General features: G+C 38.3%; 25 protein-coding genes, 1 riboswitch and 1 other annotated feature. Of the genes, 3 read left to right on the forward strand and 22 right to left on the reverse strand.

The window, feature by feature from the left end:
• From JOD28_RS09060 to JOD28_RS09930, 12 genes are all read right to left on the reverse strand, one after another.
• Positions 1-271 (reverse strand): KxYKxGKxW signal peptide domain-containing protein (locus JOD28_RS09060; protein ID WP_204770495.1); only part of this gene is annotated, 271 nt, incomplete at its 3' end.
• 379 nt (positions 272-650) lie between these two features.
• The gene (locus JOD28_RS09065) at positions 651-1,010 is read right to left on the reverse strand and encodes a DUF1304 domain-containing protein (RefSeq protein WP_013102972.1); all 360 of its coding nucleotides are present in this window, start codon (positions 1,008-1,010) and stop codon (positions 651-653) included.
• Positions 1,011-1,967 carry an NADP-dependent oxidoreductase gene (locus JOD28_RS09070; RefSeq protein ID WP_204770496.1) on the reverse strand — a complete coding sequence of 319 codons (957 nt, stop codon included), beginning with the start codon at positions 1,965-1,967 and terminating at the stop codon, positions 1,011-1,013. It lies immediately after the preceding gene.
• Positions 1,968-1,984: 17 nt separating this feature from the next.
• On the reverse strand, positions 1,985-3,325 hold the full coding sequence (locus JOD28_RS09075) for a dihydrolipoyl dehydrogenase family protein (RefSeq protein WP_187286369.1): 1,341 nt from the start codon (positions 3,323-3,325) through the stop codon (positions 1,985-1,987).
• Positions 3,326-3,781 (reverse strand): MarR family winged helix-turn-helix transcriptional regulator, encoded by a 456-nt coding sequence (locus JOD28_RS09080; protein ID WP_013102969.1) that lies wholly within the window; start codon positions 3,779-3,781, stop codon positions 3,326-3,328.
• A gap of 109 nt (positions 3,782-3,890) precedes the next feature.
• On the reverse strand, positions 3,891-4,793 hold the full coding sequence (locus JOD28_RS09085; RefSeq protein ID WP_204770497.1) for an ROK family protein: 903 nt from the start codon (positions 4,791-4,793) through the stop codon (positions 3,891-3,893).
• Between the two features lie 117 nt (positions 4,794-4,910).
• The gene (locus JOD28_RS09090; protein ID WP_013975354.1) at positions 4,911-5,417 is read right to left on the reverse strand and encodes an RrF2 family transcriptional regulator; all 507 of its coding nucleotides are present in this window, start codon (positions 5,415-5,417) and stop codon (positions 4,911-4,913) included.
• Between the two features lie 65 nt (positions 5,418-5,482).
• On the reverse strand, positions 5,483-7,897 hold the full coding sequence (locus tag JOD28_RS09095) for a YhgE/Pip domain-containing protein (RefSeq protein WP_204770498.1): 2,415 nt from the start codon (positions 7,895-7,897) through the stop codon (positions 5,483-5,485).
• A gap of 113 nt (positions 7,898-8,010) precedes the next feature.
• Positions 8,011-10,713: a bifunctional acetaldehyde-CoA/alcohol dehydrogenase gene (gene adhE / locus JOD28_RS09100; RefSeq protein WP_204770499.1), complete on the reverse strand. Its 2,703-nt coding sequence runs from the start codon at positions 10,711-10,713 to the stop codon at positions 8,011-8,013.
• Positions 10,714-10,977: 264 nt separating this feature from the next.
• Complete coding sequence (locus JOD28_RS09105) at positions 10,978-11,517, reverse strand: GtrA family protein (protein WP_239531189.1); 540 nt, start codon at positions 11,515-11,517, stop codon at positions 10,978-10,980.
• A gap of 69 nt (positions 11,518-11,586) precedes the next feature.
• A complete protein-coding gene (locus tag JOD28_RS09925) occupies positions 11,587-12,033 on the reverse strand; it encodes an SDR family oxidoreductase (RefSeq protein WP_373306171.1) in 447 nt (148 codons plus the stop codon).
• A complete protein-coding gene (locus JOD28_RS09930; protein WP_373306172.1) occupies positions 11,960-12,361 on the reverse strand; it encodes an SDR family NAD(P)-dependent oxidoreductase in 402 nt (133 codons plus the stop codon). The genes JOD28_RS09925 and JOD28_RS09930 overlap by 74 nt, the downstream gene beginning before the upstream one ends.
• Positions 12,362-12,519: 158 nt before the next feature.
• Here JOD28_RS09930 and JOD28_RS09115 point away from each other — a divergent pair, with 158 nt between their 5' ends.
• Positions 12,520-13,200 carry a DUF6198 family protein gene (locus JOD28_RS09115; RefSeq protein ID WP_013975360.1) on the forward strand — a complete coding sequence of 227 codons (681 nt, stop codon included), beginning with the start codon at positions 12,520-12,522 and terminating at the stop codon, positions 13,198-13,200.
• A gap of 47 nt (positions 13,201-13,247) precedes the next feature.
• Here the strand turns inward: JOD28_RS09115 and JOD28_RS09120 are convergent, their stop codons facing one another.
• From JOD28_RS09120 to JOD28_RS09130, 3 genes are all read right to left on the reverse strand, one after another.
• The gene (locus JOD28_RS09120; protein WP_013975361.1) at positions 13,248-13,724 is read right to left on the reverse strand and encodes a DUF805 domain-containing protein; all 477 of its coding nucleotides are present in this window, start codon (positions 13,722-13,724) and stop codon (positions 13,248-13,250) included.
• 88 nt (positions 13,725-13,812) lie between these two features.
• Entirely contained in the window at positions 13,813-14,394 is a 582-nt protein-coding gene (locus tag JOD28_RS09125; RefSeq protein ID WP_013975362.1) for a folate family ECF transporter S component, read from the reverse strand.
• A gap of 42 nt (positions 14,395-14,436) precedes the next feature.
• A riboswitch (THF riboswitch) is annotated at positions 14,437-14,570 on the reverse strand.
• An 82-nt stretch (positions 14,571-14,652) separates the two neighbouring features.
• A complete protein-coding gene (locus JOD28_RS09130; protein WP_204770500.1) occupies positions 14,653-15,477 on the reverse strand; it encodes a LysR family transcriptional regulator in 825 nt (274 codons plus the stop codon).
• Positions 15,478-15,585: 108 nt separating this feature from the next.
• On the opposite strand from JOD28_RS09130, the gene JOD28_RS09135 reads away from it, so the two are divergent.
• A complete protein-coding gene (locus JOD28_RS09135; RefSeq protein WP_204770501.1) occupies positions 15,586-16,584 on the forward strand; it encodes a YeiH family protein in 999 nt (332 codons plus the stop codon).
• 133 nt (positions 16,585-16,717) lie between these two features.
• Here the strand turns inward: JOD28_RS09135 and fabI are convergent, their stop codons facing one another.
• From fabI to JOD28_RS09165, 6 genes are all read right to left on the reverse strand, one after another.
• Positions 16,718-17,473: an enoyl-ACP reductase FabI gene (fabI, locus tag JOD28_RS09140; protein WP_013102946.1), complete on the reverse strand. Its 756-nt coding sequence runs from the start codon at positions 17,471-17,473 to the stop codon at positions 16,718-16,720.
• A 188-nt stretch (positions 17,474-17,661) separates the two neighbouring features.
• Positions 17,662-19,188, reverse strand: a complete 1,527-nt coding sequence (locus JOD28_RS09145) for a leucine-rich repeat protein (protein WP_373306173.1) — start codon at positions 19,186-19,188, stop codon at positions 17,662-17,664.
• A gap of 334 nt (positions 19,189-19,522) precedes the next feature.
• The gene (locus JOD28_RS09150) at positions 19,523-20,701 is read right to left on the reverse strand and encodes an aminotransferase class I/II-fold pyridoxal phosphate-dependent enzyme (RefSeq protein ID WP_204770503.1); all 1,179 of its coding nucleotides are present in this window, start codon (positions 20,699-20,701) and stop codon (positions 19,523-19,525) included.
• Between the two features lie 6 nt (positions 20,702-20,707).
• On the reverse strand, positions 20,708-21,760 hold the full coding sequence (locus tag JOD28_RS09155; RefSeq protein WP_204770504.1) for an iron-containing alcohol dehydrogenase family protein: 1,053 nt from the start codon (positions 21,758-21,760) through the stop codon (positions 20,708-20,710).
• 38 nt (positions 21,761-21,798) lie between these two features.
• Entirely contained in the window at positions 21,799-22,605 is an 807-nt protein-coding gene (locus tag JOD28_RS09160; RefSeq protein ID WP_204770505.1) for a transporter substrate-binding domain-containing protein, read from the reverse strand.
• 67 nt (positions 22,606-22,672) lie between these two features.
• The gene (locus JOD28_RS09165; protein WP_204770506.1) at positions 22,673-22,813 is read right to left on the reverse strand and encodes a hypothetical protein; all 141 of its coding nucleotides are present in this window, start codon (positions 22,811-22,813) and stop codon (positions 22,673-22,675) included.
• An 86-nt stretch (positions 22,814-22,899) separates the two neighbouring features.
• Positions 22,900-23,186: a binding site (T-box leader), on the reverse strand.
• Between the two features lie 265 nt (positions 23,187-23,451).
• Between JOD28_RS09165 and JOD28_RS09170 the strand changes: the two genes are divergently transcribed.
• Entirely contained in the window at positions 23,452-24,282 is an 831-nt protein-coding gene (locus JOD28_RS09170; RefSeq protein WP_204770507.1) for a VOC family protein, read from the forward strand.
• An 81-nt stretch (positions 24,283-24,363) separates the two neighbouring features.
• Here JOD28_RS09170 and JOD28_RS09175 read toward each other — a convergent pair whose 3' ends face one another.
• Positions 24,364-25,332, reverse strand: a complete 969-nt coding sequence (locus JOD28_RS09175; RefSeq protein ID WP_373306174.1) for a cation:proton antiporter — start codon at positions 25,330-25,332, stop codon at positions 24,364-24,366.
• Positions 25,333-25,412: the final 80 nt, after the last annotated feature.

The raw sequence follows: 25,412 nt of genomic DNA on the forward strand, positions 1-25,412 counted from the left end.
CTGCCTTCGCATCTGACGCTGCCTTCGCATCTGACGCTGCCTTCGCATCTGACGCTGCCTTCGCATCTGACGCTGCCTTCGCATCTGACGCTGCCGTAACCGGTTCCGTATTCGCGACAACTTTTACATTGTTAATCGCTGGTTCATCAACCGTATCAGCGCTAACTGTAGTTGTTCCGACTGCTACGCCTATTACTGCGGCAACAGTGGCAGCGGCTACCCAGCTTTTACCAGATTTGTATAACTTTTTTCGTGTAATATTTTCTTTCATTATTGTCTCTCCTGAATATACTTGTTTAACCATAATTATAAAATAATCATGATATTGTACCTTCTATATTTTACCATCAATAAACATAAGATACGAAGGTATCTAAAGACTTGAACTCGATCCCATATTATAATTTTTCAAGTTGTTAATAGTTTGACATTCATATTACTCTCCACATTTACATCTTAAATAAAACAAATCCCATTACTAAACCAAATATGGTTACTCTTCTTCACTAGAGGCCATCCTTGAAATGTACAGCATCTTGATTATACTTTTATTACTATATTTATATCTAACTCAGATGTAATCAATTAATCCTCTTCAATCAAGTTTTCGCTTACTTCAAGAGGTAACAGATTCTGAGCTAACGTATCATTCAGTTAAAGTACAGTGCAAGCAAAGCAATAGCTGCTGGCAAACCTTGAACTAAGATAATCTTACGTGTAGCCGTTAGGCTACCATATATTGCGGCAACTAAAACAAATAACATTTCTAATTGCAACATCAAAATCTGTTGGTGCCCTGTCAGTAAGAACATTGTGGCAAAAATTAAGGCGCCAAGTAAGCCATTATAGACACCTTGGTTCCCCAATAATACCTTCACTTCAGGTATCTTAACAAAAGACTCGTCTAAATCAAATGCTTTCGCTTGTTGTGGGGCTGAACCAAAAATTTCTATACCCATAATAACAATAGCTTCAATGGCAACTAATCCAGTGACAATATATCCAAACATTTATTTCTCCTCTTGTACAGCATTTTTAATCTGTACCACAATTTTACCACGTGCATGGTGCGTTTCGCTACGCTCATGCGCTGCTCGTATACCCGTTGTTGTTAATGGATAAACAGAATCAACCACAATATCTAATGTTTCCTCAGCAAATGCATTAGCCAATTGCTCTAAATCTTGCCCATTGGTATCTAACCACCCTGTTTCAACCGTTTTGCCATCCGTTTGCTTTTGAGACTCAGTAAGCATTGTTGATATGGTAACAAAATGACCGCCAGGCTTCAAAATAGCAATACCGTTATCAACATCCCCAACCATATCAAACACAGCATCATAATCTGACAGCACATCAACAATATTTGCCTGCCGATAATCAATCACTTGATCAGCACCTAGTCCCACCACAAATTCACGATTAGCTTCACTAGCAGTTGTCGCCACATACGCACCTAATTTTTTAGCAAGTTGAATGGCATAAATTCCCACACCACCTGCACCAGCTTGAATAAGCACTTTTTGACCAGCTGTTACTTTCAGTTGGCGTAACATTTGTAACGCTGTTAACCCAGCTAATGGGACAGCTGCAGCCTCCTCAAAACTAATATTGTCCGGTTTGCGCGCTAACTTATCAGCTTTAACTACCGTGTACTCAGCATATGCGCCATTTTTCCCTGTTGGGTCAGTATCTGGTCGTGCAAAAACTGCTTCACCAACATGAAAATTATCTACATTGTCACCAACTGCTATGATTGTACCTGCAATATCCCAGCCCAATACAACAGGGAATTGCCATTGAAACATCTGTTGCAACAACCCTTGACGTGCCTTGTAATCGATTGGATTAATACTTGCTGCTACATTTTCAACCAAGACTTCATCATCTCCAATTGTGGGTACGACTATATCAACAACTTTTAATTGATCCTTATCTCCATATTGATTAATAACTGCTGCTCGCATATTTTTTCTCCTAACTTTTAAGCTAAGTAATTCGCGATCATGGGTAACACAATACCAGTATGTGTCGGAAAAGCAAAAATTTGAGACTTAATGTCTTCACTTGTATATTGCTTATTAATGACTGGTACCAATGCATTGATCACTTCTGGTGCAAAGTCGCCTATTAAAGCGGCACCAACCAAATGTTTATCTTGATTCATCACGATTTTGATGGCTGCATGCACATCATTTAACGTCTGGAAACGCATGATTTGACCATAAGGTATTTCAATAACTGTTAAATCAGATCGTTTCTTCGCTTCATCCGTTGTCACGCCAATTTGTGCGATACGCGGTAGCGTAAAAGCAACTGTTGGAATAGCTGGGTAGGCAATTGGCTTCTTGTCCCCAAGTAGCATACTAGCAATGTAATGTGATTCAAAAGTTGCTGTCGGTGTTAACCGTGCAATTGGCTTTGAAATAACATCCCCACTCGCATAAATATTAGGTACACGCGTTTGTAAATGATGATCAACTAAGATACCTTGACGATCAGATAGCACCCCAATATTTTCCAAACCAAGGTTTTCTGTATTCGCCACACGTCCAGTTGTATCCATCACATAATCAACTTGGTAGCTATCACCCTGTGCTGTTGTCACAAGATATTGACCATTTTCAACTGCCGACACACCCGAAACTGTATGATTAAAGGCAAATTTAATACCTTTTTCTGTCATATCGGCCACCACAACTTTTGCATAATCGGCATCAAACCCAGTCAATGCGCGATCACCATGTTCAATCAGTGTCACATGACTACCAGAAGCGTGTGCAATTGATGCAAATTCCATCGCAATATAACCGGCACCAATGAATACCATTGATTTTGGCATATCTGGTAAATCTAAGAAATCTGTACTGTCGTGCGTTAGTTCGGAACCAACAATTGGCAATTTAGCTGGACGTTGGCCAGTTGCAATGACAAATTGCTCAGCCGTATACGTTTCACCTGCGACTGTGATTGACCGCGCTGTCATAAATTTAGCATGACCTGCGATAATATCAATACCATCGACTGACAACATATGAGCTAAGCCATCTGATAATGGATCAATCACTTCATGTTTGTACGCCATCAATTCTGGCCAAATAATATCTGGTGTCTGATTAATACCAATACCATGATAATGATGCAAGTGATGAATCATTTCCGCTGGGCCATCTAACAAAATCTTAGCATTACAACCAAAATTTGTACATGTCCCCGCAACTTTATTTTCTTCAATAAGTGCCACTTTTTTACCAGCACGTGCTAATATCTGTGCACCGTGCCAGGCAGCATGCCCACTACCAATAAAAATCACATCATACATTATCTACTTTTCTTCCTTTTCTGCTATTATTTGCTGTAACACAAGATTAAGCGCTTGGTTGTCTTCTAAGACATCGCTTAGCGGTCGATTACTACGTTTAAGTAAAACTGCACGTATAGCATCGACTTCATTAAGAATTTTTTGAAATAATTGTTTTTTATCAACAATTATGGACAAAAGTTTAACTCGCTTATCCTGTTTACTTTGAATTTTTGAAAGCCAGCCTTTTTGGACCAGCTTATCAATAACTGGCGTCAACGTATTACTTGACAACTCAAGTTCCGTCCCAATGTCCATCATATTTACTGCACCACGCCTATCAATAATGAGCAAGCTCATATATTGTAAATAAGATAAATCATATGGCTCTAAAACTTGCGCATATAATCGATGAAAATAGCGATTTGTATTATAAACTGATAAACACAGTTCATCATAAAGATGTTTATCTGTTGCCATCTTAACTCCTTAATATATGTTGTATATATAAATTATATCGTACACGACATAATTTACAAGTCCTAAAAAAGATACTACAGATGCCAACCTGACATCGTATATCAAATTATTAAACTTTACTATCAATTTTTAGCAGTAAGTTATAAATTGCCCCATATAAATTAGCATCATTACTAAAATGGCTTGGCAAAATTTCTGCTTTGGTTAATGTCTGTGCCACGACAGTATTACGCTCAAATAGTTGATGATAAGCTTTTTCAATCTCAGTTGTTACAATCGGTTGACTAGAAATACCGCCACCAATGACATAACGTTCTAGGTCAACCACTGTCTGGACATTGTAAATCAATAGTGCAATTTCCATAACATAAGCCTCAAAAATTGGCCATGCCACTTCATGACGCTGATTGATAGCTTCAAATACTTTCAATCCATCGTGCTTGTCAGGCATACTCAAAGCAACAGCTACACGCTCAATCATCTTAACAGCACTGCCAAGGGACCCTTCAAAATGATCAAAAGACATATTTGAATGATACGACAAGAAACTCAACTCGCCGGCTTGAAAGTGTGTTCCAGTGAATAATTCACCATTTAAAACTAGTCCACCGCCAACACCCGTTCCTAATACGATAGCGGCGCCATTACTAATACCCTTTAAATTACCCAACCATAGTTCAGCAAGTGCTGCTGCTTTACCATCATTTTCGATACCCACAGGCACCTGAATGTCTAACATTTTGGGTAAGTTTATCTTGTCCAAAAAGGTGAGGGCCCCGCCACCATAAATCGTTTCATCATGATGATCGACCTTACCCGGCACACTAATTCCTAACCCTTTGATTGTTTTGGCATACCTATTAATAATATGTTGTAATTGCGCCAAAAATACGGTTAAATTTTCAGATTGTGTTGGCTCACTATGCCTTTCAATCAGTTGACCAGCCCGGTTCACAATACCGTATTTCACATTTGTCCCACCAATATCAATCGCTAAATAATTTAAATTCATACTACCGTAACCTCCATATCACGATTAAATTTTGTTGTTTGTTAAAAAGATTGTAGCATATTTAGAAAGCGCTTACATTAACAACACGTCTAGTCAAAAAAAACGACCCGAAAGTCGTTAATCAACAGTAAGATGAACTTGTCGCCAATCAATTTTTCCAAAAGCATCAACATTAATGTGTTGTAGTAATTTAGCAATTGTATAATTTTCTAATCGGTTTTTGAAGTCTTGTTCCGCCTCATTGAACACTGTCAAAACATCATTAGTAGCTACTGCTAATGCTTGCTGAACATCTTCTATGCGTTTATTTGATTCTTGGTTTAAGAAAATACGATCAGCAAGTTGCGTAGAATGGATAAAGCTTCCCATACCTTCAATTGCCTGATAGACATCTAATAATGTAATTTGAGAAACTGGGCGCGCTAATTTAAAGCCGCCCTCCTTACTCGCAATCGCTTGCACAATACCAGCCACGACTAATTTTCGCATCGTTTTTTTCAAATATGATTCTGACACTTCCAGCCGATCACTTAATAAGTAACTTTTAACAGGCAACTCATCTTTTTGCAAAGCAAGCATCACCAAGACGACTAAACTTTGTTCAACGGCATTTGACATTTTCATAATGTTCTCCAATTTAAAATCAATCAGTTAAATTTAGCAGACAAGATATGACCATTCAAATAATGTCAGTCCGCCCATAGCATTTGATTATGTTGCAATTTCCAGTGGTAGACACCCCATGTCAACACCATTGATATCATACCAACTGATAATAGTACCGTCAAATCTGTAGCGACGCTACCACCAATAGATATTGTTTCACGGAACGCATGAACTGAGTAAGTCATTGGCATCCATGGATGGACTGCCCTAAAGAATTCGTTCGATAACTCTATAGGGTACGATCCAGCACTGGCACTCAGTTGCAGTACCATCAAAATTAACATGATGCCTGACCCAAGTTTACCAAGCAGTACATTGAAAAACAAAACTAATTGATTAAATGAGAATGCTGCTGCTAGCGCGACAACAAAAACCATCACAGGTCTTGCAGCATTTAAGCCATCAATTAATATCAACAATGTTGTCATCACAAGTGCCTGACCAATCCAGACTGGAAAGTTAACCGTTTGTTTATCTGCCCACCATGCGAAGCCACTACGTGGTTTCTTAGCAACAGTCATGAAGTCATAAATCGTGCTTAATGTAATCATTCCGACAAATAAACCAACTGACATCATGTACGGTGCCATACCTGTGCCATTGTTTGCCACATGAGATAAATTATTTTGTGAACTTTTAACTGGTTGTGTGAGTGCTGTGACGTTGCCTTTATTATTGTGTACGGCATTCAATTGAATCGCACCATCAGCTAACTTAGCTGCTAGTGTTGCCGTGCCATTTTGTACTTGACCTAATGCGGAGGCAGCTTGTGACGTTCCAGTCGCTAGTTGTTGCGCCCCTTGAGTTAACTGACCAGCACCGTTGTTCAAAGCACCACCTTTACTTGCTAATTGTCCTAAACCACTATTTAGTTGACTTGTGCCAGTAGCTAACTGGCTATTACCACGTGCTAGTTGGCTAGCACCATTGTTGAGTTGTGATGAGGCAGCAGTGACTTGTTTTTGACCGGCATTTAAAGTGGCTGCGCCATCAGCTAGTTTTTGAGCGCCTGGCACTGCTTGTTGTGACAAACCAGTACTTATCGTTGTTAGACTGTCGTTAAGTTGCTTGATTGCTTGACGAGCACCTTCTGTTGCTTGTGCACCTTGGCTCAATTGTTCTAATTTGGGCAATGCTGTGGTTAGTTGTGACTGTAGTGCTTTCAAAGATGGTAAAGCTTCTTGTAATGGTTGTAAGGCAGCATTCATCTCTTTAGCCGCCACAACACTACTGGTTAGCCCGCTGCCTAATTGTTGCGACGTTTCAGACATTCCCTGAATTTGTTGTGCTATTTCTGGATTTTGTTGCAAAAACGTAACAAATTTTGGATCTTTTGTCATGTGTTCAAGCTGTCCCTTGAGTTTGGCAGTTGCCGCTCCTGAATTTGTCAAACCAGTATTTAGATCACTACTTGCCTTTTTAATCGCACCATCATCAACAGTCACATTTGGTACTGAATTACTATTCAACGTATTTTGTATATTTTTTAAGCCTTCTGTTAATTGCGCTAATCCTGTATCTAACTTATTGAGATCTGCTGATTTTGCCTTTTGCTGACTATCAATTTGCGCACTAACTTTCTGCAGTTGTATAGCTAGTTCTTGTGCACCTGCAGCCAATTGTTGACTACCGGCTTCTAATTGTGGTGTGTTTTGGGCTAGTTGTGATGTGCCTGATGCCAATTGGTTAGCACCTGTAGCTGCTGAATTCGCACCACCAGCCAGTTGATTAGCACCATTATTGACTTGTGACACACCATTTGTGTATTGGCTTACCCCTTGAGCCAAAGTAGATGTTCCCGAAGTTAATGACTCTGCGCCATCATTCAATTTTTTGGTGCCGTCAGACAATTGACCTACACCATTGTTGAGTTTGCTGGCACCATCTGATCCCGCCTGTAAGCCTTTTTGTGATGATTTAGTGGCTGATAAAATGGTTTCATTGTAAACCTTTTGAAGCGACCGTGTCACACTTGCTTGAATTTTATCAGCTGCTGAGCTCGTCATTTTTTCAGCAATGAAGCTGGTCCCTGCATTATGCGAAATTTTAATTTTTGACGTTATAGGTTGATCACTTAATAATGTCCCTGCGTTCTTGGTAAAGTCACTTGGTATCGTGATGGTCATATAGTATTTGCCTTGCTTCAAGCCATCCTGTGCTTTCTTATTAGATACCTCACTGATCTTCAAGGGTTGCTCTTTGACTAACTTGTCAGCTAAATCAGAACCTAAATGCTGATTTTTACCATTAATCTTAGCCGATTGATCTTGGTTAACAACGGCCACTGGCAAATTATTTACATTACCATATGCATCCCACAGTGATGACAAAAAGATCACTGCATAGATACTAGGAATCAATGTAATCCCCAATAACAGTAACTTTAAACCACGTAGTTTACCAATGCGCTGCCACTCTGCGCTTTTCCAAAATTTCATGCCTTTGAGCCCTCGTTTTCCATGTACTTTAAATGTCTATGGATATATTATATACACGGTTAAAGAAATTTGCAAACAAAAAAACATCAAAATTTGATGTTTTTCATCGTTTATTAAAGTTGATCTCTCAACAATTGTTGAATTTCTGCCAAACTAGGTTGGCGTGGGTTTCCGGGTGTGCACTGATCGTTATAAACAAGATCCGTCAATTTTTCAATATTGTTTTCTAGATCTACTTTCTTAACACCATTACCTGTTAATGTTTGGTCAACTTCAACTGACTTAGCCAAATTCTTAACGGCAGCAATCAAAGCATCGACCAATTCAACATCTGTATTGCCCTTCAAGCCAAGGTAGCGCGCAATATCAGCATAATCTTTTTGTGCTGTATATGTCTCATAGCGTGGGTAAGGCGTGCGCTTAACGTTACCTGTCACGGCATTAAACTTAATCACATGTGGCATCGCAATGGCAATAGCCAATCCGTGAGGCAAACCGAACTCACCACCAGTTTTGTGGGCCAATGAATGGTTAATGCCTAAGAATGCGTTAGCAAATGACATACCTGCTAATGTTGAAGCATAGTGCATCTTTGAACGGGCATTTTGACCTTCCTTGGTTGGATTTTTAGGGTCATATTGGTATGACGTTGTTAGGTTTTCAAAAATCAACTTAATCGCTTGCAAAGCCCATGGTCGTGTGAATTCAGAAGACATAACTGATACATATGATTCCAACGCATGAGATAGTGCATCTAATCCAGAAAAGGCTACTGTACGCTTTGGCACTGTCATGACAAATTCTGGATCCACAATAGCTACTTCTGGTGTCAATTCATAGTCAGCTAATGGATACTTAACATGTGTTTGGTCATCAGTAATCACCGCAAATGGGGTTACTTCTGAACCAGTACCAGACGTCGTTGGAATAGCAATCATTTGTGTCAAACGCGCATGGTAGAACTTAACGATACGCTTACGAATATCCATGAACTTTTGTTGCAATTCCATGAATAAGTTTTTGATACCTTCCTCGTCTTCCAAAATACCCTCATGACGTGTTGAGTATTCATACAAGAAGCGACCGATCTTTCCCGCATCAAGTGCCGAACCACCACCTAATAGGATTACTGTATCAGGTTTGAATGAAGCCATCTGACGTGCAATGCCAACTGCCTCAGACAAGGTTGGATCAGGTTTCACTGAACCATAGATGTTTGTTTCAACTTGTTCTTGACGCAACTCTAATTGGCTCAAGACCTTACCAACAAATCCGAATTGCACCATACCAGGATCGGCAACAATAAATGCGCGCTTAACTGCTGGCAATTCTTGCAAATACGTAATCGCATTGGCTTCGTAATAAACTTCTTTAGGTAAACGAACCCATTGTGGTCGATTACGGCGACGAGCAACTGTTTTAATGTTGAGTAAGTCGTATGTTGATAAGTTGTGAGACAATGAATTCTTCCCCCATGATCCGGTACCAAGCGTCAAAGAAGGACGCATAGCATCTGTATAAATGTCACCAATACCACCAATTGAATCAGGTTGGTTAACTAAGATACGTGAAGCACCAATAGCATCCGCATAGGTTTTAATAAATGGATCATCTTGTGATCCGATTTGGATAGCAGCATTGTGTCCAGCGCCTTGATAGTTCAACAGTGATTGTACTGTTTCAATTGCTTCTTCACGTTTTTCAACTTTATAAATTGACAACAATGGTGATAACTTCTCTGATGATAATGCTTCACCAATATTCTTTTGGTCTAACTCGAACAGCAAGACATCTTTACCTTCAGGGATCTGCACACCTGCTTGTTCGGCAATCCAACGACCTGACATACCTGCCACGGGCCCTGCTACACCAAATCCTTCAGCATTTGGTTTGAAAACATAATCAGCGATCTTCTTGTAATCTTTTTTAGGAACTAAATATGCCCCTTGTTCTTGCATCTTTTGTAGCACTTCATCATAAATTGGTGCCTGGATGACTGCTGAATTCTCAGTCGCACAGATCATACCATTGTCAAAACGCTTTGACAAAAGTAAATCAGATACAGCACGATCAGTATCAACAGTTGCATCAAGATAGATTGCACCGTTTCCCGCACCAACACCCATTGATGGATTTCCTGACTTCAAGGCTGCGTTAACCATCGCTGGTCCACCAGTTGCCAAGATTGAGGCAATACCTTTGTTTTGAATTAATGCACTTGTGCCATAAAGTGATGGCTTTTCAATCCACTGGATGAAGTTTTCAGGTGCACCCGCTTTAACAGCGGCATCATAAACAATTTTTGCGGCGAGTGCTGATGACTTTTGTGCTTGTGGATGGAATGCAAAGATAATTGTATTACGTGTCTTCGCTGTCAACATAGCCTTAAAAATTGTCGTTGATGTTGGATTCGTAGTTGGCACAATACCGGCAAGCACACCGAGTGGCGCTGCTAACTCAACTTTTCCTTGAATTTTATCTTCACTGATTACACCAACAGTTTTATCAAATTTGATAGCGTTGTAAACAGATTCCGATGCAAAACGATTTTTTGTATCTTTATCTTCAACGACACCACGACCAGTCTCGTCATGAGCTGCATGAGCAAGTACGAGTGAATTTTCTGAGCCAGCTAATGCCATTGCTGCGACAATTTTATCAACTTGCTCTTGTGTAAATGTTGAAAATGCTGTTAAAGCTTTTTGTGATTTTTCAACTAATTCTGCCGTCATTTTTTCTGCTTGAGTTTGTAATTCTGCCTTTTCTTCGGGTGTCAAAACCTTCTTTGCAGGCTTCTTTATAATTGTTTCTACCATAATGAATGTGCTCCTTTTATTGTTTGCTCATTTCTTAACAATATAAGTATATAACACTTGCTTTGAAAATGCAAACTTTTTGTGAATGTTTTTACAAAAGCTGTTTCAAAGCCATTTGTAAGCGTTTTACTTTTTATACGGTGTTTGTGTTTAAAAACACAAACACCGTATAAAACACAATGACATCACATGTTTAAGAAAAAAATAGTGTCCGTGTACAAAATAATACACAGACACTATTTTTTACTGATCTCCTAATATTTATTAATCAAAAATCATAAATTTAGAGATAAAATAATTGGCCACAATTGCAATGATCTGAATTAAAAACACAGCAATCACACTATTCAATGATATACTATCATACATCCAACGATGTACCCACGATAATCCAAAAGGAAATAGTTGAAAGTTAATGGTGTCCAGTCGCAATAAGTGAATGAAAACACCACGATACCGTTCAATCATAATATAGGTTAACAGAAAATCAATTCCCGCCACGAATAGCCTACCAGCTATAAATCGCCATAACTGCACCAATATATGGCGATTTTGGTCAGCCGAAAATACAAAAAATTTATTGACTACAAAAGCAAACAAAACCGTCACAATTTGTGCAATCAGTACAGGTAACATAGCCTGATGTAGGAGTCCCATTGATATAAAACGTACTACAAAATAGACTAATGTCGTCACAACGCCCCAAAATAAATATTTTATCTTTTCAGATTTTAAATAACGTATCATCATATTTTCCTTTAATAATTCGCCAATAACAAAATCGGGATAAACATTAATGTTCATCCCGATTATAATAATTAATTAAACTAAATTTCTTTATTGCAACACAAATACTACATGTTAGTCAAGTAATCAACGGAATACCATACCACCATCAACAATAATCGTTTGACCTGTCACATAATTTGAATCATCACTAGCCAAGAAACCGACGACACTAGCAATTTCTTCTGGTTCACTCAAACGATCTAGTGCAATACCATCTGAGAATTGTGCCATCCCCCAGTCATCATCTTTACCAGCATTTTGACCGACTTCATGGGCAATATCCCACATCATAGGTGTTTTGACAATTCCTGGTGCAAAAGCATTGACTGTAATACCAAATTGGGCTAATTCTTTGGCTGTTGTTTGTGTAATCCCACGAATAGCAAACTTTGTTGAACCACAAACAGTTAAATTAGGGTTGCCTTCAACACCTGCTTGTGACGTGGCATTAATAATCTTACCACCATGCCCCAAAGAAAGCTTTAAATGCTTCAGTAGCTGCCTGAGTCCCCCAAACAACACCATTGACATTAATGCCCCATGTCCAATTCATGTCATCTTCTGTAACATCCATGATTGGTGTCGTTGGTGCAACACCAGCGTTGTTCACAATGACATTCAAATCACCAAATTCTGATTGCGTTGCTGCTACTGCCGCAAAGACTTCATCACGCTTCGCAACATCTGCTTTAATGGCAATCGCTTCACCACCTTGCGTTTTAATATCATCAGCTACTCTCTGCACTTTTTCAACATGACGCCCTACCAACGCAAGCTTAAATCCATCATTTGCTAGACGATGCGCAATCGCCTCACCAATTCCTTGCCCTGCACCAGTTACTAATGCTACTTTACTCATAATAATTTCCTTTCTTCAACAAAATGATCTTTACAAATAAGAATATACGCCTTATTTGTGAAAATGTAAACATATCATTTTGAAAACTTCACATAAAAACAACCATATCATCCTAATATTAGTTATAATGAGAATATTATGACATTTGGGAGAAATGTATGTACTATATTGATGGGCAATTTTATCAACTCGGTTTAAAACAAAAGGTCAGCTTTTTTATGATCTCGCTCGTGCTGAATTCTTTTGGAAACGGCCTCAGTGTGGCGTCAACTATGGGTTCTGCACCGTGGACCGCTAGTGCTGCTAACCTAGCAAATGCCACCGGAATTCAAATTGGCATTTTCTTAGCACTAACTGCTATTGCTGTCGCTTTTCTCAATATGTTTCTAGCCATGAGTTTCAATTGGCTGCGCCTGCTAGGAAATGTTATTTTCGGTTTATCATTTAGCTTCTTAGTGAGTCTTTTTTCAAACTATTTCATTAGTATAGGTATTCATGAAATAGCTTGGTGGTTACGAATACCAATAGACGTTTTTGCGATTTGGACCATTGGTGTTGCGATTTCAATTTATCAACGTGTGAATTGGATTATGCATCCGTTGGATGATCTGACTAACATTTTACGCTTCGACTATTTTCATGGTAATGCCTCGAAAGCACAAATGAGCAATTTTGCCGCTGCCATTGCGCTATCGTTGATTGCTTTTGCTTTTAGCCATCACTTTGTGGCATTGGGATTTGGTACAGTACTGTCATTTTTCTTTCAAGGTCGCAATATTGCCTGGACTGATAAACACATCTTCACTCACCTAGTACACGGTGACATTAGAGGTAATTAACATAAAAACTGCTAATCATTAACGATTAGCAGTTTTTTTATATCCTTTTAGCTGTAGCGTGTATTTGTTTTTGAGGGCATAAACGATAACCACAAACTGAATCCAAAACTTATCACACTTGGTCCCCATGACAAATCAGATTCTGATTTTCCAAAATACATGATACCCAGCGTAATGACCACATTAATGATCAAAGGTACAACTTGCCACCAACCAGAATAGCCCATATCATGCAATCGTCGACTGTAAAGTGCCAAATTAGGTATAATCACAATAATTGACATCATGAGTGAAATTAACAGAACTAAGATAATTGTGCCTAATAGTGGCCTCGTATCAGTCGCGACTTCACCATGTTTACCAAGAAAAGAACCTAAGCCTGCAACGCCAATGATGATCACTGCGATCATCACATAGATAACACCCCAAAACCAAGTCATCCAATTATATGCACGACGTGAGCTGGTACCACGAAAACTTGTATATCGCTTAAAAAAATCTGTTAGTGCGCCCCAAGCTGACATAACTCTCCCCCTAAAACAGTCGTTTTCTAATTCTACCATTGTTAATTTTTAATGGCAATAAAAAAGCAACCTCAGTTGCCTCTAGCCATCATCGATGAAAAATTTGTTTTGTCGCTTGCTTAACAGCTGCATTGTTCAAGAAAATATAGGTAATAATAACCTGTATTGGGTACATGATTATCGATTTAATAGCACGTGGTAATAATAATGTGACAAAAGTATGCCATGTTTGTACCTGTGAATACATGATAAACAGCCACAATGTATTCATACCGATATTAACAACAAGCGTTACTAATCCCACTGCCCCTAGAATACGCCACCAACTCACATGCGCTTGATTATAATAAAACAACGCATAAATCAAACCGGCACTAACAGCCGATAATGTGAAACCAAGAAAAAATGCACCGCTAGGCGTAATAATGGTTGCATTGACAACATCTAGAATGGCTGCAATTAGCATTGTCCAAAGTGGCCCATACCATTTTGCAATTAATGACATAGCAACAAAGACAAAGCTAATTTTTAACACGTTAGTGCCCACAGTTAGTTTGCCTAACGCTATATCAAGCGCCATCAGTAACGCAAGTACCACAAATTGACGTATGTCTAACTTGGGTAGTGACCAGGTGTCTTTGACACCATGAGTAATATTTTGAACTGCCATAGTTCTGAACCTCCGAGTGGAGCGCTCACCGCAAAACAATATAGTGGTGAATGTGATATCTGCATCGCATAAAAATATCACTGGTTCTCGTTGATTCAAAACACCTGATATTTTTATTTCGTTGAAGGCTCACATTCCGTCTCCTTCACACTTAACGCGCAGATATCTACCCCTTTTTTTATTTGTCTTAATAGACTTGTCCATTGTAACACCCTTTAACACGAACATTAAACAATGATGTACTATTATTATTTGTTTTTACAACTTTTTAGCAATACTTTCTAAAGCCATAATAATGTCATTGAGATCAGTACGTTGATGTTGATGATGTATCAAATAAAAATCACGATTAAATGCTGTTGATAAAGTTTGATATGGCACATGTTCGGGTAATGATTGGATACTCACAATAGATTTACCAATGCCTGCTGACAACATTTTAACAATGACGTCATTATTACTAATGGTTAAAAATTGCGACGGTACAATATACTCTTGTTTAAAGTATTGTTGCATATAATGGTAAACGCCTGAACCTTTTTCACGCACTAGCCAGGTATCAGAAGACAGATCCCCTGCTAAAACTAATTGATCGACAGCAATGCTATCGCGCACAATAAAATCATGTGTAATTGGCTTTTCGATTAATCCTAAATCGAATTGCTTATTCAATACACCTACTAATATTTCTTCGGAATTATGCATTTCGATTTTAAAATGCACACGATGTCGTATTTCTAGGGGGAGTTTCTCAAAAATTTTGGGTAATAATACAGTTGCAGTAGTCTGTGAAGCCCCGATGACAACTTGTGTTTTTACTGGATTTGCTTCAATAGTCAGACTAGCAGTTGCAGCCTGCCAATCATCTAGTAAATGCAGCGCATGTTGATAAAAACGCCTGGCATTATTAGTTGGGTAAAGATCTGTATGCCCATTACGTTCGAATAAACGTACGGTCAATTTTTCTTCTAATTGTTTAATATGAACACTAACTGTTGGTTGTGAAATAAACAATTGACTAGCTGCTTTTGAAAATGATCTTGTTTCATAAACCGCAATAAACGTTTGCAATAGCTTAAACATCATCTCTCCTATTTAATTTATTAATCAATCACATTATAAATATTTATTTTACAAATAGCAAACTTAGCGGTAGGATAAAATGTGATAAAATTTTTAGGAGAAATATCGATGAGAATAAAAATTAATATGATTAATGGTATCATCGCAACGGTAATCCTGTCATTTGTTGCCAAAATATTGGCCTTGTGGCTGCCTTTTCTAGGTGCTGAAGCCATTGCTATGCTTCTAGGTATTGTTCTAGGAAATACCGTCTTAACTGGTGATATGTGGGCACCAGGCATAAAATGGGCTGAAAAATTTCCGATTGAAATTGGTATTGCCTTGATGGGACTAACTGTCACATTACGAACAATAGAAAAATTAGGTATCAACGGTCTCGTCTTCATTTTAATTCAGATGACGTTAACAATTGTGATTGTTCTTTGGCTAGGTGGTCGTCTCTTTAAAGTATCCAAGCAATCTGCCATGCTGATGGGTGCTGGTAACGCTGTCTGTGGCTCCAGTGCGATTGCTTCGGTATCACCAGCAATCGGTGCAACTGATGATCAACGTCGAACTGCCGTGGCAACTGTCAGTTTGACAGGTGTCGTACTACTTCTTGTCCTCCCTGTCATCGGTCCTTATTTAGTTGGCAACAATAATTTATTACTTGGTGCATTAGTTGGCGGTGTCGTGCAATCAGTCGGTCAAGTTGTGGGTACTGCTGCTTTAATTAACCCAACTGTTGTGACTTACGCCACACTCTTTAAAATGTTGCGTATTATTCTACTCACTGTCGTCGTACTGATATTTGCAAAGATGGCACAAAAAAATAATACTGATAGCAGCATTGCAAAACCTAGTAAAGGTATTAAAATTCCTTGGTTTATTATCGTCTTTGTCATTTTACTTTGTGTCAATAGTGTTATTTCTTTACCACATATGCTCAATAATAGCGCCAAATCAATTTCGAGTTTCACAGGTGTTGTTAACTTGGCGGGAATTGGTTTAAATCTTAAAATTGCTACGATCAAAAAATCCGGCGGTAAATTCTTAGCATATGGCCTAGTAACTGGTGCCATACAAGTCATTCTAGCAGTGATTCTGATTCATATTTTGTTCAATTAATTTTATTTGACATCAAAAAAAGCACATCACGGGTAAAAAATCGCCCATGATGTGCTTTTTTAATTAAACTATGAAATATACGCCCTAGTCCTAGAAATAAGCAAGTTCAATTAACTGACTTTTACACAACTAATTAAATCAGGTGGGTACCTTTATCAACGTATATCGTGTCACCAACAATGCCGCTAGCAATCGGGCTTAACAAGAATGCCGCTGTATTCCCAACTTCTTCAATCGTCACACCAACACCATCAACAGTGCGTTCATCTGATATTCTGATTAAGTCATTATGACTTTTAACACCTGTAACGGCTAATGTTTTAACAGCACCCGCTGAGATAGCATTAACACGTATATTTTTATCAGCGAGATCACGTGCCAAATAACGAACTGCTGATTCAAGGCCCGCTTTAGCAATACCCATAACGTTATAGTTAGGTATAGCTCTTTCAGAACCCATATAAGTAAGGGTTACAATTGAACCATTGTCATTCATAATTTCGCGACCATACTTGGCAGCAGCGATTAATGAATAGACACTGATATTTTGAGCTAATGAAAAGCTGGCGAGTGTCCCATCCGTCACTTTATTATCTAAATCACTCTTTTCGGCGTAGGCAATCGCATGTACGATACCATCAACTTTTCCAACTTTTTGAACAATAGTTGTAAAAGCGGCTTCTATATTTTCTGGATTAGAAACATCACATTCAACTTTTAAAACTGAATCGTCAACAAATCGATCCAAACTGCGCTTCATACGATCATTTTGATACGTTAAAATAACTTGTCCACCTTGGTCGATAATTGCCTGCATACAACCATAAGCTAAACTGCTTTTATTTGCTACCCCCATAACGATAATCTTTTTATTATCTAAAAATCCCATGCTCAACACACCTCTTAATTTTAATTATATTATGTAAAGTATGACCTAATTTTTCAAAATTGTCAACGGCGATAACTAAAGCACTATTGTTATTAAACTAACGGCTCAAACAGCATAATAAGCCGCTAACTAACAAAAATGAATTTGTTAATTAGCGGCTTATGGTATTGAAAATATTATGCTGACTATTATTTTAATTTATCGCCACTATTGGCATCAAATTCATGCACACTGCCATCCTTAAATGTCACTGAATAGCCTTTAACTTGCGTGCCATCTGGATTAAAATAATACGTATGACCATCAACTATTTGTTGCCCTGTTAATGGCAGCCCTTTATTATTTAGATACTGCCACTCACCATTTGCCATTCTCACAAATCGATTTTTGATTGCACTATTGGTTTGAGGCGTTGCGACACCGAAAGGATACAAAACATCTGAAATATTTTTTTCTGATGGCATGTGATTTACAACAGCAGTTAGTGCAATGGCACGCTGCTGATTAAATAAATTACCTACAAAACTACCAGAACCAACACGCTGCAGGCTTGATGGTAGCGTGACATCCTTGATTTGATTATCCAAAAATGCGCCATCCCCCAACGATTGCAAAGTATTGGGCAAATTAATCCCTGTTAGCTTATTACTAGCAAACACAAAATCATTTAACGCCGTCATATTGTTGTTCGGCAAGTTAATTGTCGAAATATTATTCGAAGCAAAAGCATACCAACCAATACCAGATATATCTGCGTTCAAGCTGCTAGGCAAAGTCAACGTATTTGAAATTTGATTATCATAGAACGCAAAATTGCCAATTTGCTTAAGGCCTGCTGCCTTAGAAAAATCAACCGCTACAATGCCCAATGATTTAAACGCATTGTCCGCAATTTTTGTGACATGAGCTGGTATCACAATGGTTTTCCCAAGCGTTGTTACGCCGGACTTGACACCTGTAATCACGGTTGGATTTTGAACATCGTAGGTAAAACTTTTAGCTGAGTTAATGTTCCCTGGCGTACCGGTACCATAAGTTTGATGCTTTAACGCATATTGATTAGCAATATTATTAGCTTGGCCAGTGTTGTTCCCGAAAGCCTCATAACCATACCAACGAATTGGTTGCTTACCACTACCATTTAAATGGTTATTTGGTAGCACCTGAACATGAGACGCTTGATTGCCATAAAACGCCCCCGATCCAACATTCAAATCATTCGTGTCCTTAATTGTTGTTAAATCAATCGTATTTAAATGATCGCCAGCAAAAGACCAGTCGCCTATCGCTGTGATCGTTGATGGTAGTCTAACCGCTGCTAAATTGGGATTTTTAGCAAAAGCACCGTCATTAATATGCGTCACACCGTTAGCAAATGTGACCACATTAATCGCATTATCATAAAATATATACCATCCTAAGTTGTTATCGTCTAAATTTGGATAGTTAACCGTGCTTAAATGATTTTTAGCAAAGGCAAAATCGCCAATAGATTTTAAATTATGCGCTGAACTAAAATCTACTTTCCCGATGCCTTGATTATAAAAAGCCGTATTGGCAATGCTAGTAACATTGTTTGGGATAACTACTGTCGCACCGATGTGCTGCGCTTGCCCATCCGAAAAACCGTATAATACACCATTATTAATTTTTAAAGATGGCTGTGAAGCGGTATCCGCGTGAACCACAATATGCAATCCCATGACTAAAAACATGATGAATAATGATTGTAATCCCCATCTGTACATACGTCCACTGTCCGAAAAAGTGGACGTTCTTACTTTCTGATTATTGAAATTCATGTATCATTCCCCCCTTAACTAATTTAAATTATAACAAATACTAGACTTGCCGACCCAATATGTGAACAAATTCGCAATTATGACTTTTATTTTATCATAACTTGAGAATATAACCCAATTTTGTGACGCTTTAAAATTCAAATATCAACTTTCGCCAATACAGTCGGAAAAGCGCAACATAAAAAAAGTTCACTTAACGTGAACTTTCTAAAAATTTGTTGCTCTCACATCAAATTATGACATATAACTACACTAATGTCTGTCGATGTAAAAATTGACCAATTTTTGTCACACCATTTAATAACACATCGACTGGCGCAACCAAGCTAATTCTAATATACCCCTGACCAGCATCCCCGAATGCACTTCCGGGCACAACAGCCACATGCGCTTGATCGAGCAACTCTTTGGCAAACGCTTTATCATCCGTCTTTGAATTGGGTAATTTAACCCAGATAAAAAACGTTCCCGATGAATGCGTGGCTGACAAACCTATCTGATTTAGAGCTTGGATCACAGCATTTCGACGATCTAAATATAATTCACGCAACTGTTGCCGCTGCTCTCCTTGTCCTTGTAAAGCATACGCACTGGCATTTTGAACTGCGCCAAATGTCCCACCAACTGAGTTTTGAATATATGTCTTCAATAACTTGATAATTGAGGCATTACCCACAGCAAAAGCAACTCGCCAACCCGCCATGTTAAAGGCCTTTGACATGGTATAAATTTCAACACCAGTTTCTTTAGCCCTAGCGCTCTGTAGGAAACTAGGCGCCTGATGATCAAAAGAAATGTCAGCATACGCAAAATCATGCACAATAGCAATCTTATTTTTTAATCCAAACGCTGTGACTTCATCAAAAAATTTTCGTGTTGCACCTGCACCAGTCGGATTATGAGGATAGTTTAAAAACATCAACGGTGATTTTTGTGCCACATCCGTTGGAATGGCATGTAAATCTGGTAAGTAATTATTTTCTTCTGACAACAGCATCGGCCACGACTTGGCGCCACTCATGGTAATACCAATGTGATAGCCAAAAAAGGCAGGTGTCGGCGTTAAGACAAAATCACCAACATTTGCTAGAGCCATAGGAAACGCTGTTAAGGCAGCTGTTGAGCCACTGAGTACCGTCACCTCATTTTCTGCCAATACGACGCCATATTCGTTTTGATAGAATTCACGAATAACAGATTTAAGTTCAGCATTACCACCATAGGGTGGATAACCATGTGTGATTGGATTATCTAGCTCGTGTTTTGCCTTTTCGACAATATCAGGAAATGTTGGTTGATCAGGATTACCACGACCCAAATTAATAATACTGATACCTTGTTGTTGCAACTTTTTAATTTGTTCTTGTTGCACCGCTAGATACTTATCGCCAACGGCAACTAGCCTATTGGAAGCTTTAAAATCCATAATGAATCACCCCGCCAAAGAATTAATCGCAGCATAAACCGTTTGTTCTGTGAGATTATGATAAACTGTTTGAATACGATCATTATCAGATGCAGTAATGGACTTAGCAATAATATGAATGGTTTCAGTTTGTGCAGATAAATGCAAATCAGCTAGTTGCGTTGGTAGCCCTAGTGTCTGATAGAACTTTTTCATTTTGGCAAGTTCGGCCTTTTCGTTTTCGATAGCTAATTGAACTAAAATACCAAACGCAACAATTTCACCATGTGTCTTGGCAGGATGATCAATCGCTTTAAGATAACCATTATGAAAACTATGTGCAGCAACACTGCGTCCTCTGGTAGCCGCAAAGCCATCAACTGAAGCCGCCACTAAGAATATCGTGTCCAAAAGATTAACAAATGTTTGGTCATCAATCTGATTTAAGTCATTGATTTCTAACGTACGTTCTTTAGCAATTTCAATTGTTGTTCTTGCAATGTCCAAAACGGCACCCTGAGCTTCTGGAACATATAATCGGCGACGAATTTCATAATATTTTGCCAGCGTATCACCAATCCCAGATAGCAAATACGACGTTGGTGTGTGCTTAAGTAATAATGGATCAACCAACACCAATTGCACTGGTTTGTTATGACGTTGTCGCCCAACTAACTCATGATTTTCTTCAGAATAAATCATACTTTTGGTTGTGATTGCTGCGCAGTTGGATGCGATTGTTGGTATGTTAATGAAATCAATATTCCCCTTATTAACAACACTTTTGGCAGTATCTAATAGTTGACCACCGCCTAACGCAACCAAAACATCCGCCGACTCCAATAAACTGACAATGCGGTCAATTTCAGCATAAGTCGCATGCCCCTTAAAAATAATTACACGATGATGTTCATAAAAACTATTAGGCAGAAAAGACTTACTGACTTGAATCACACGGTCATCAGTTAAAATAACCGGTTCTAGGTAATTTTTTTCTGATATGATTTGATTTATCTGTTTTAAAATGCCCACTTCATTAACATATTCAACAGGACTTAAACGTACTGGTTCCCACTTCATTTACAATTACCTTTCTTATATCCTTATTAGCAAATTCATTATTGCTCTAACTCATGATTAGTCACATCAGATCCAAAATATTTAATTGACAACTTTTTTAACGTGCCATCTTTTGCAATAGCAACTAATCCCTTATTGAGTGCCTTATCATATTTTTTACCAGTATCATTTTTAGCAAAAGCAAAAGCAATTTCCGATTTGCTGACAACATCAGGTAGTAAGCGTAAGTCTAATTTTTTCTGTGCAATAGTCGCAGACAAAATAGATCCTGAATTCACTAACCCTACCGACTTATTTGACAACACAGCTTGAATTGAACCATCTCTATTTTCAAATGGTGATATATTTATTTTGTTATTGAAGTTCTGTAACGCAGCGATTTTATTTGATCCAGCCACAGCTGCTACCTGTAAGCCATTTAAGTCTGACACTTTTTTATAAGTGCTACCTTTTTTAACGGCAATACGTGTTTCATCATTGACATATGTTTTTGAAAACGTATATTTTTTCTCACGCTCGGGGGTCTTTTCAACTGCATTAGCAATACCTTGAATACGGTTGGTATCAAGTTGACCCCAAAGGCCATCAAAGTCCGCATTGACCCACTTGACCTTGTACCCAGCTTTTTTAGCTGCATTTTGAGCCACTTCCACATCAAATCCTACTAATTTGTTCCCGTCCTTATACGAGGTTGGAAATGATGCCCCTGTAGAACCTAATGTTATCGTTTTAGTTGACTCATTCGATGCCTGAGCATGTTTAGTTGCTGGTTTTTGACTTAAAATCACTGCTCCAGCAATAACAATAACGATGCCACCAATAATAAAGTTAGTTTTTGTACTCATTTTTACTCTCCAATAAATGTTGTGATCCAATTTTTAAACGACTATTTTCTGTTAATATTGCCATGCGTTATTCAACAATTGTTAAACTACGTTTGAGTATCAACTCATCTATAAAAGACGACATTCGTGCCTTTCTTAAGCCGAGGCCTAGCAATATACTCAACGCACGAGTAATCTCAAAAAATCGTTGTGGTGTTAAATTTTGCATATCGAGTCCCCCTTCTCTAATTAATTTCTGTACGCTCGTCATTCGTAACGCCTAGTTGCACAAAAAAACCGTAGTCTAATCAAAGACTACGGGACGTTTAAACGTGTTACCACCCAATATTCGTGCTAAAATCACTTTCAGCACCTCAAAACATACGACTTAAACTAACTGATTACAGCAAAGTAAAGTTTATATGCTGTCCAATAACGGTGACAACCGATTGCAACTTACCGCGCGAGACAAATATGCCTTGCTTGCTCGTATTCATGTCAAACTCCGAGACCATTTTCATGCTTGTTACTTTGCCTATTTTCACCAATCACAGACTCTCTAATAAAGTTTTAAGTATTACTCATCTCATCCACATTTATATTAGAATCTATTTTACATACAAACCAATAACTTGTCAACGATTATTTTTGACATACCAGTTTTTTATGACACAATGTTAAAATACAGGGTGAATTTAATTTATAAATTATAATCTAGATTAATCAACTTCATAACATGATTTATCATAACCATAATTTGTAGACAACAAAAATAACGATGACTACTTTTTTATGTTATGTTTTTGCTAGACAAAACCTGTAAAAAACATTAATATTACTTATAAATAATAAGTAAAGAGAAAAAACATGCTAAATATCACTTATAACATTCAACACTTAACGCTACGAGCAGACAATGAACCAGCGATGCGTACTTTCTACCGCGATATTTTAGGTTTGATAGAAAGCCAAGAGACTCACCAAGTCTATTCTTATGCCTTCACAAAAAGTGATGCGCCATTTTTAACACTGCAATTTGATGGTCATAAAAATACCCAACCGCATCAAGGACTGTATCATTTCGCGCTACTGTTCCCTGACACAGCTTCCTTGGCAAGTATCATTGAACGCTTACTATTAATTGAATATCCTTTAGGTGCTGGTGACCATGATGTCAGCGAGGCCTTTTATTTAAATGATCCTAATGGCAATGGCATTGAACTTTACCATGACCGCCCTAAAGAACTTTGGCAATGGGACAATGACTTGGTTCAAATGGGAACAAAAGATGTTGATGCTCAAGCATTACTTCAACAAAAACAAACTGATTGGTCAGGGTTCCCCGCTAAGATGGCCATCGGTCATCTTCATTTTGTTGGTAATAATCTGACCCGTGGCAATGCGTTTTTTATCGACGCCTTGAAAATGGCACTCACATCAACCGTTGGTGACAGTGCGCATTTCTATTCGCATAATCACTACCACCATCATCACGCCTATAATACTTGGTTAGGCCCTGATGCCACACTGCGCCAAGCACATGATACTGGTTTGCTCAATTGGACCGTATCAGTCGATCACACATACTTTAATTTACTTAAAACCAACCTAATTGATCAAAACATTGCTCCTGTAGCAAACGAGCTCTGGTTAACCGATCCGTTTGGTAGTCAATTAATCATTCGTCGTATGGATTAATTAAAAGCCCGATGTTTTAGACAAGCAACACTGTCTAAAACATCGGGCTTTTAACTCATACTTTCATCACAAATAAGTCAGCTAAACTTTTGCAAATAATGGCTTCATCATCAGTGGCGCTACGATAGTTGAAATAATCACAGTCACGATGAACTCACTAGACGTGGCAGAATTAATGATATGTGAAGATAGTCCAATTTGAATAATAACTAGTGCCATTTCACCTCTTGATATCATGCCAGCACCAATCGCATAAGCTACGCGACGACTCAAGCCGGACAGCCTAGCACCAATTGATGAGCCGACAAATTTTGTGATGACGGCTAACAGGCTAAAAATAATAATTGGCAGAATTTTATCACCTAATCCTTGAACTGTAATTGTTAATCCAATCGAACCAAAAAAGACTGGATAGAAGAACCACTGTCCTATCCTCGTGGTCCCTTTACCAATAAACGCTGAAAATGACAATTTTCGTAATAAAATACCAACAGCAAAAGCGATTAATGGTAATAAACTACTAATCCCTAAAGTACCGCCACCAATAACTATTGAAAACAACGTGACAGCTGCTAACGCAATAATATCATCAAGCACAGCTGCTGATATTATAATGGCGCCCATTGGCGTAGCTAATTGCTTTTGTTCAGACAATACTGCTAATGTGATCGATATTGATGTGGCAGAAAAAACAACACCCGCAAAAAGAGCAATCGGTAATGTGTAGACTAATAATAAACAAATTAGAGGAAATACGATAGCCGGTACAACCACACCCAGTACCGCAATACGCGTTGATGCCTTGATATACTTTCGCATCTCCTTGAGGTCAGATTCCAAACCGGAATTCAGCATTAACAGGCAGACACCCGTTTCTGAAATGACATGCATTAAATCACTCGTTTGTACCACATTCAAAAAACTCGCACCTAACACAACCCCTGATAATAATTGCCCAACAACTGATGAAAACCCCATTTTAACCGATATTTTGCCAAATATTATGGTGACAACAATAAGTAAAAGTATTGATAAGGTAGATTGTAAAATTAAACCGAACACTTGAATAAAAAAGCCGCAGCGCCTTTAATGGTAATTGTCCAAAACAACCATAAAGGAACTGCGACTCA

Source organism: Leuconostoc rapi (assembly GCF_016908715.1).
Lineage (GTDB): Bacteria > Bacillota > Bacilli > Lactobacillales > Lactobacillaceae > Leuconostoc > Leuconostoc rapi.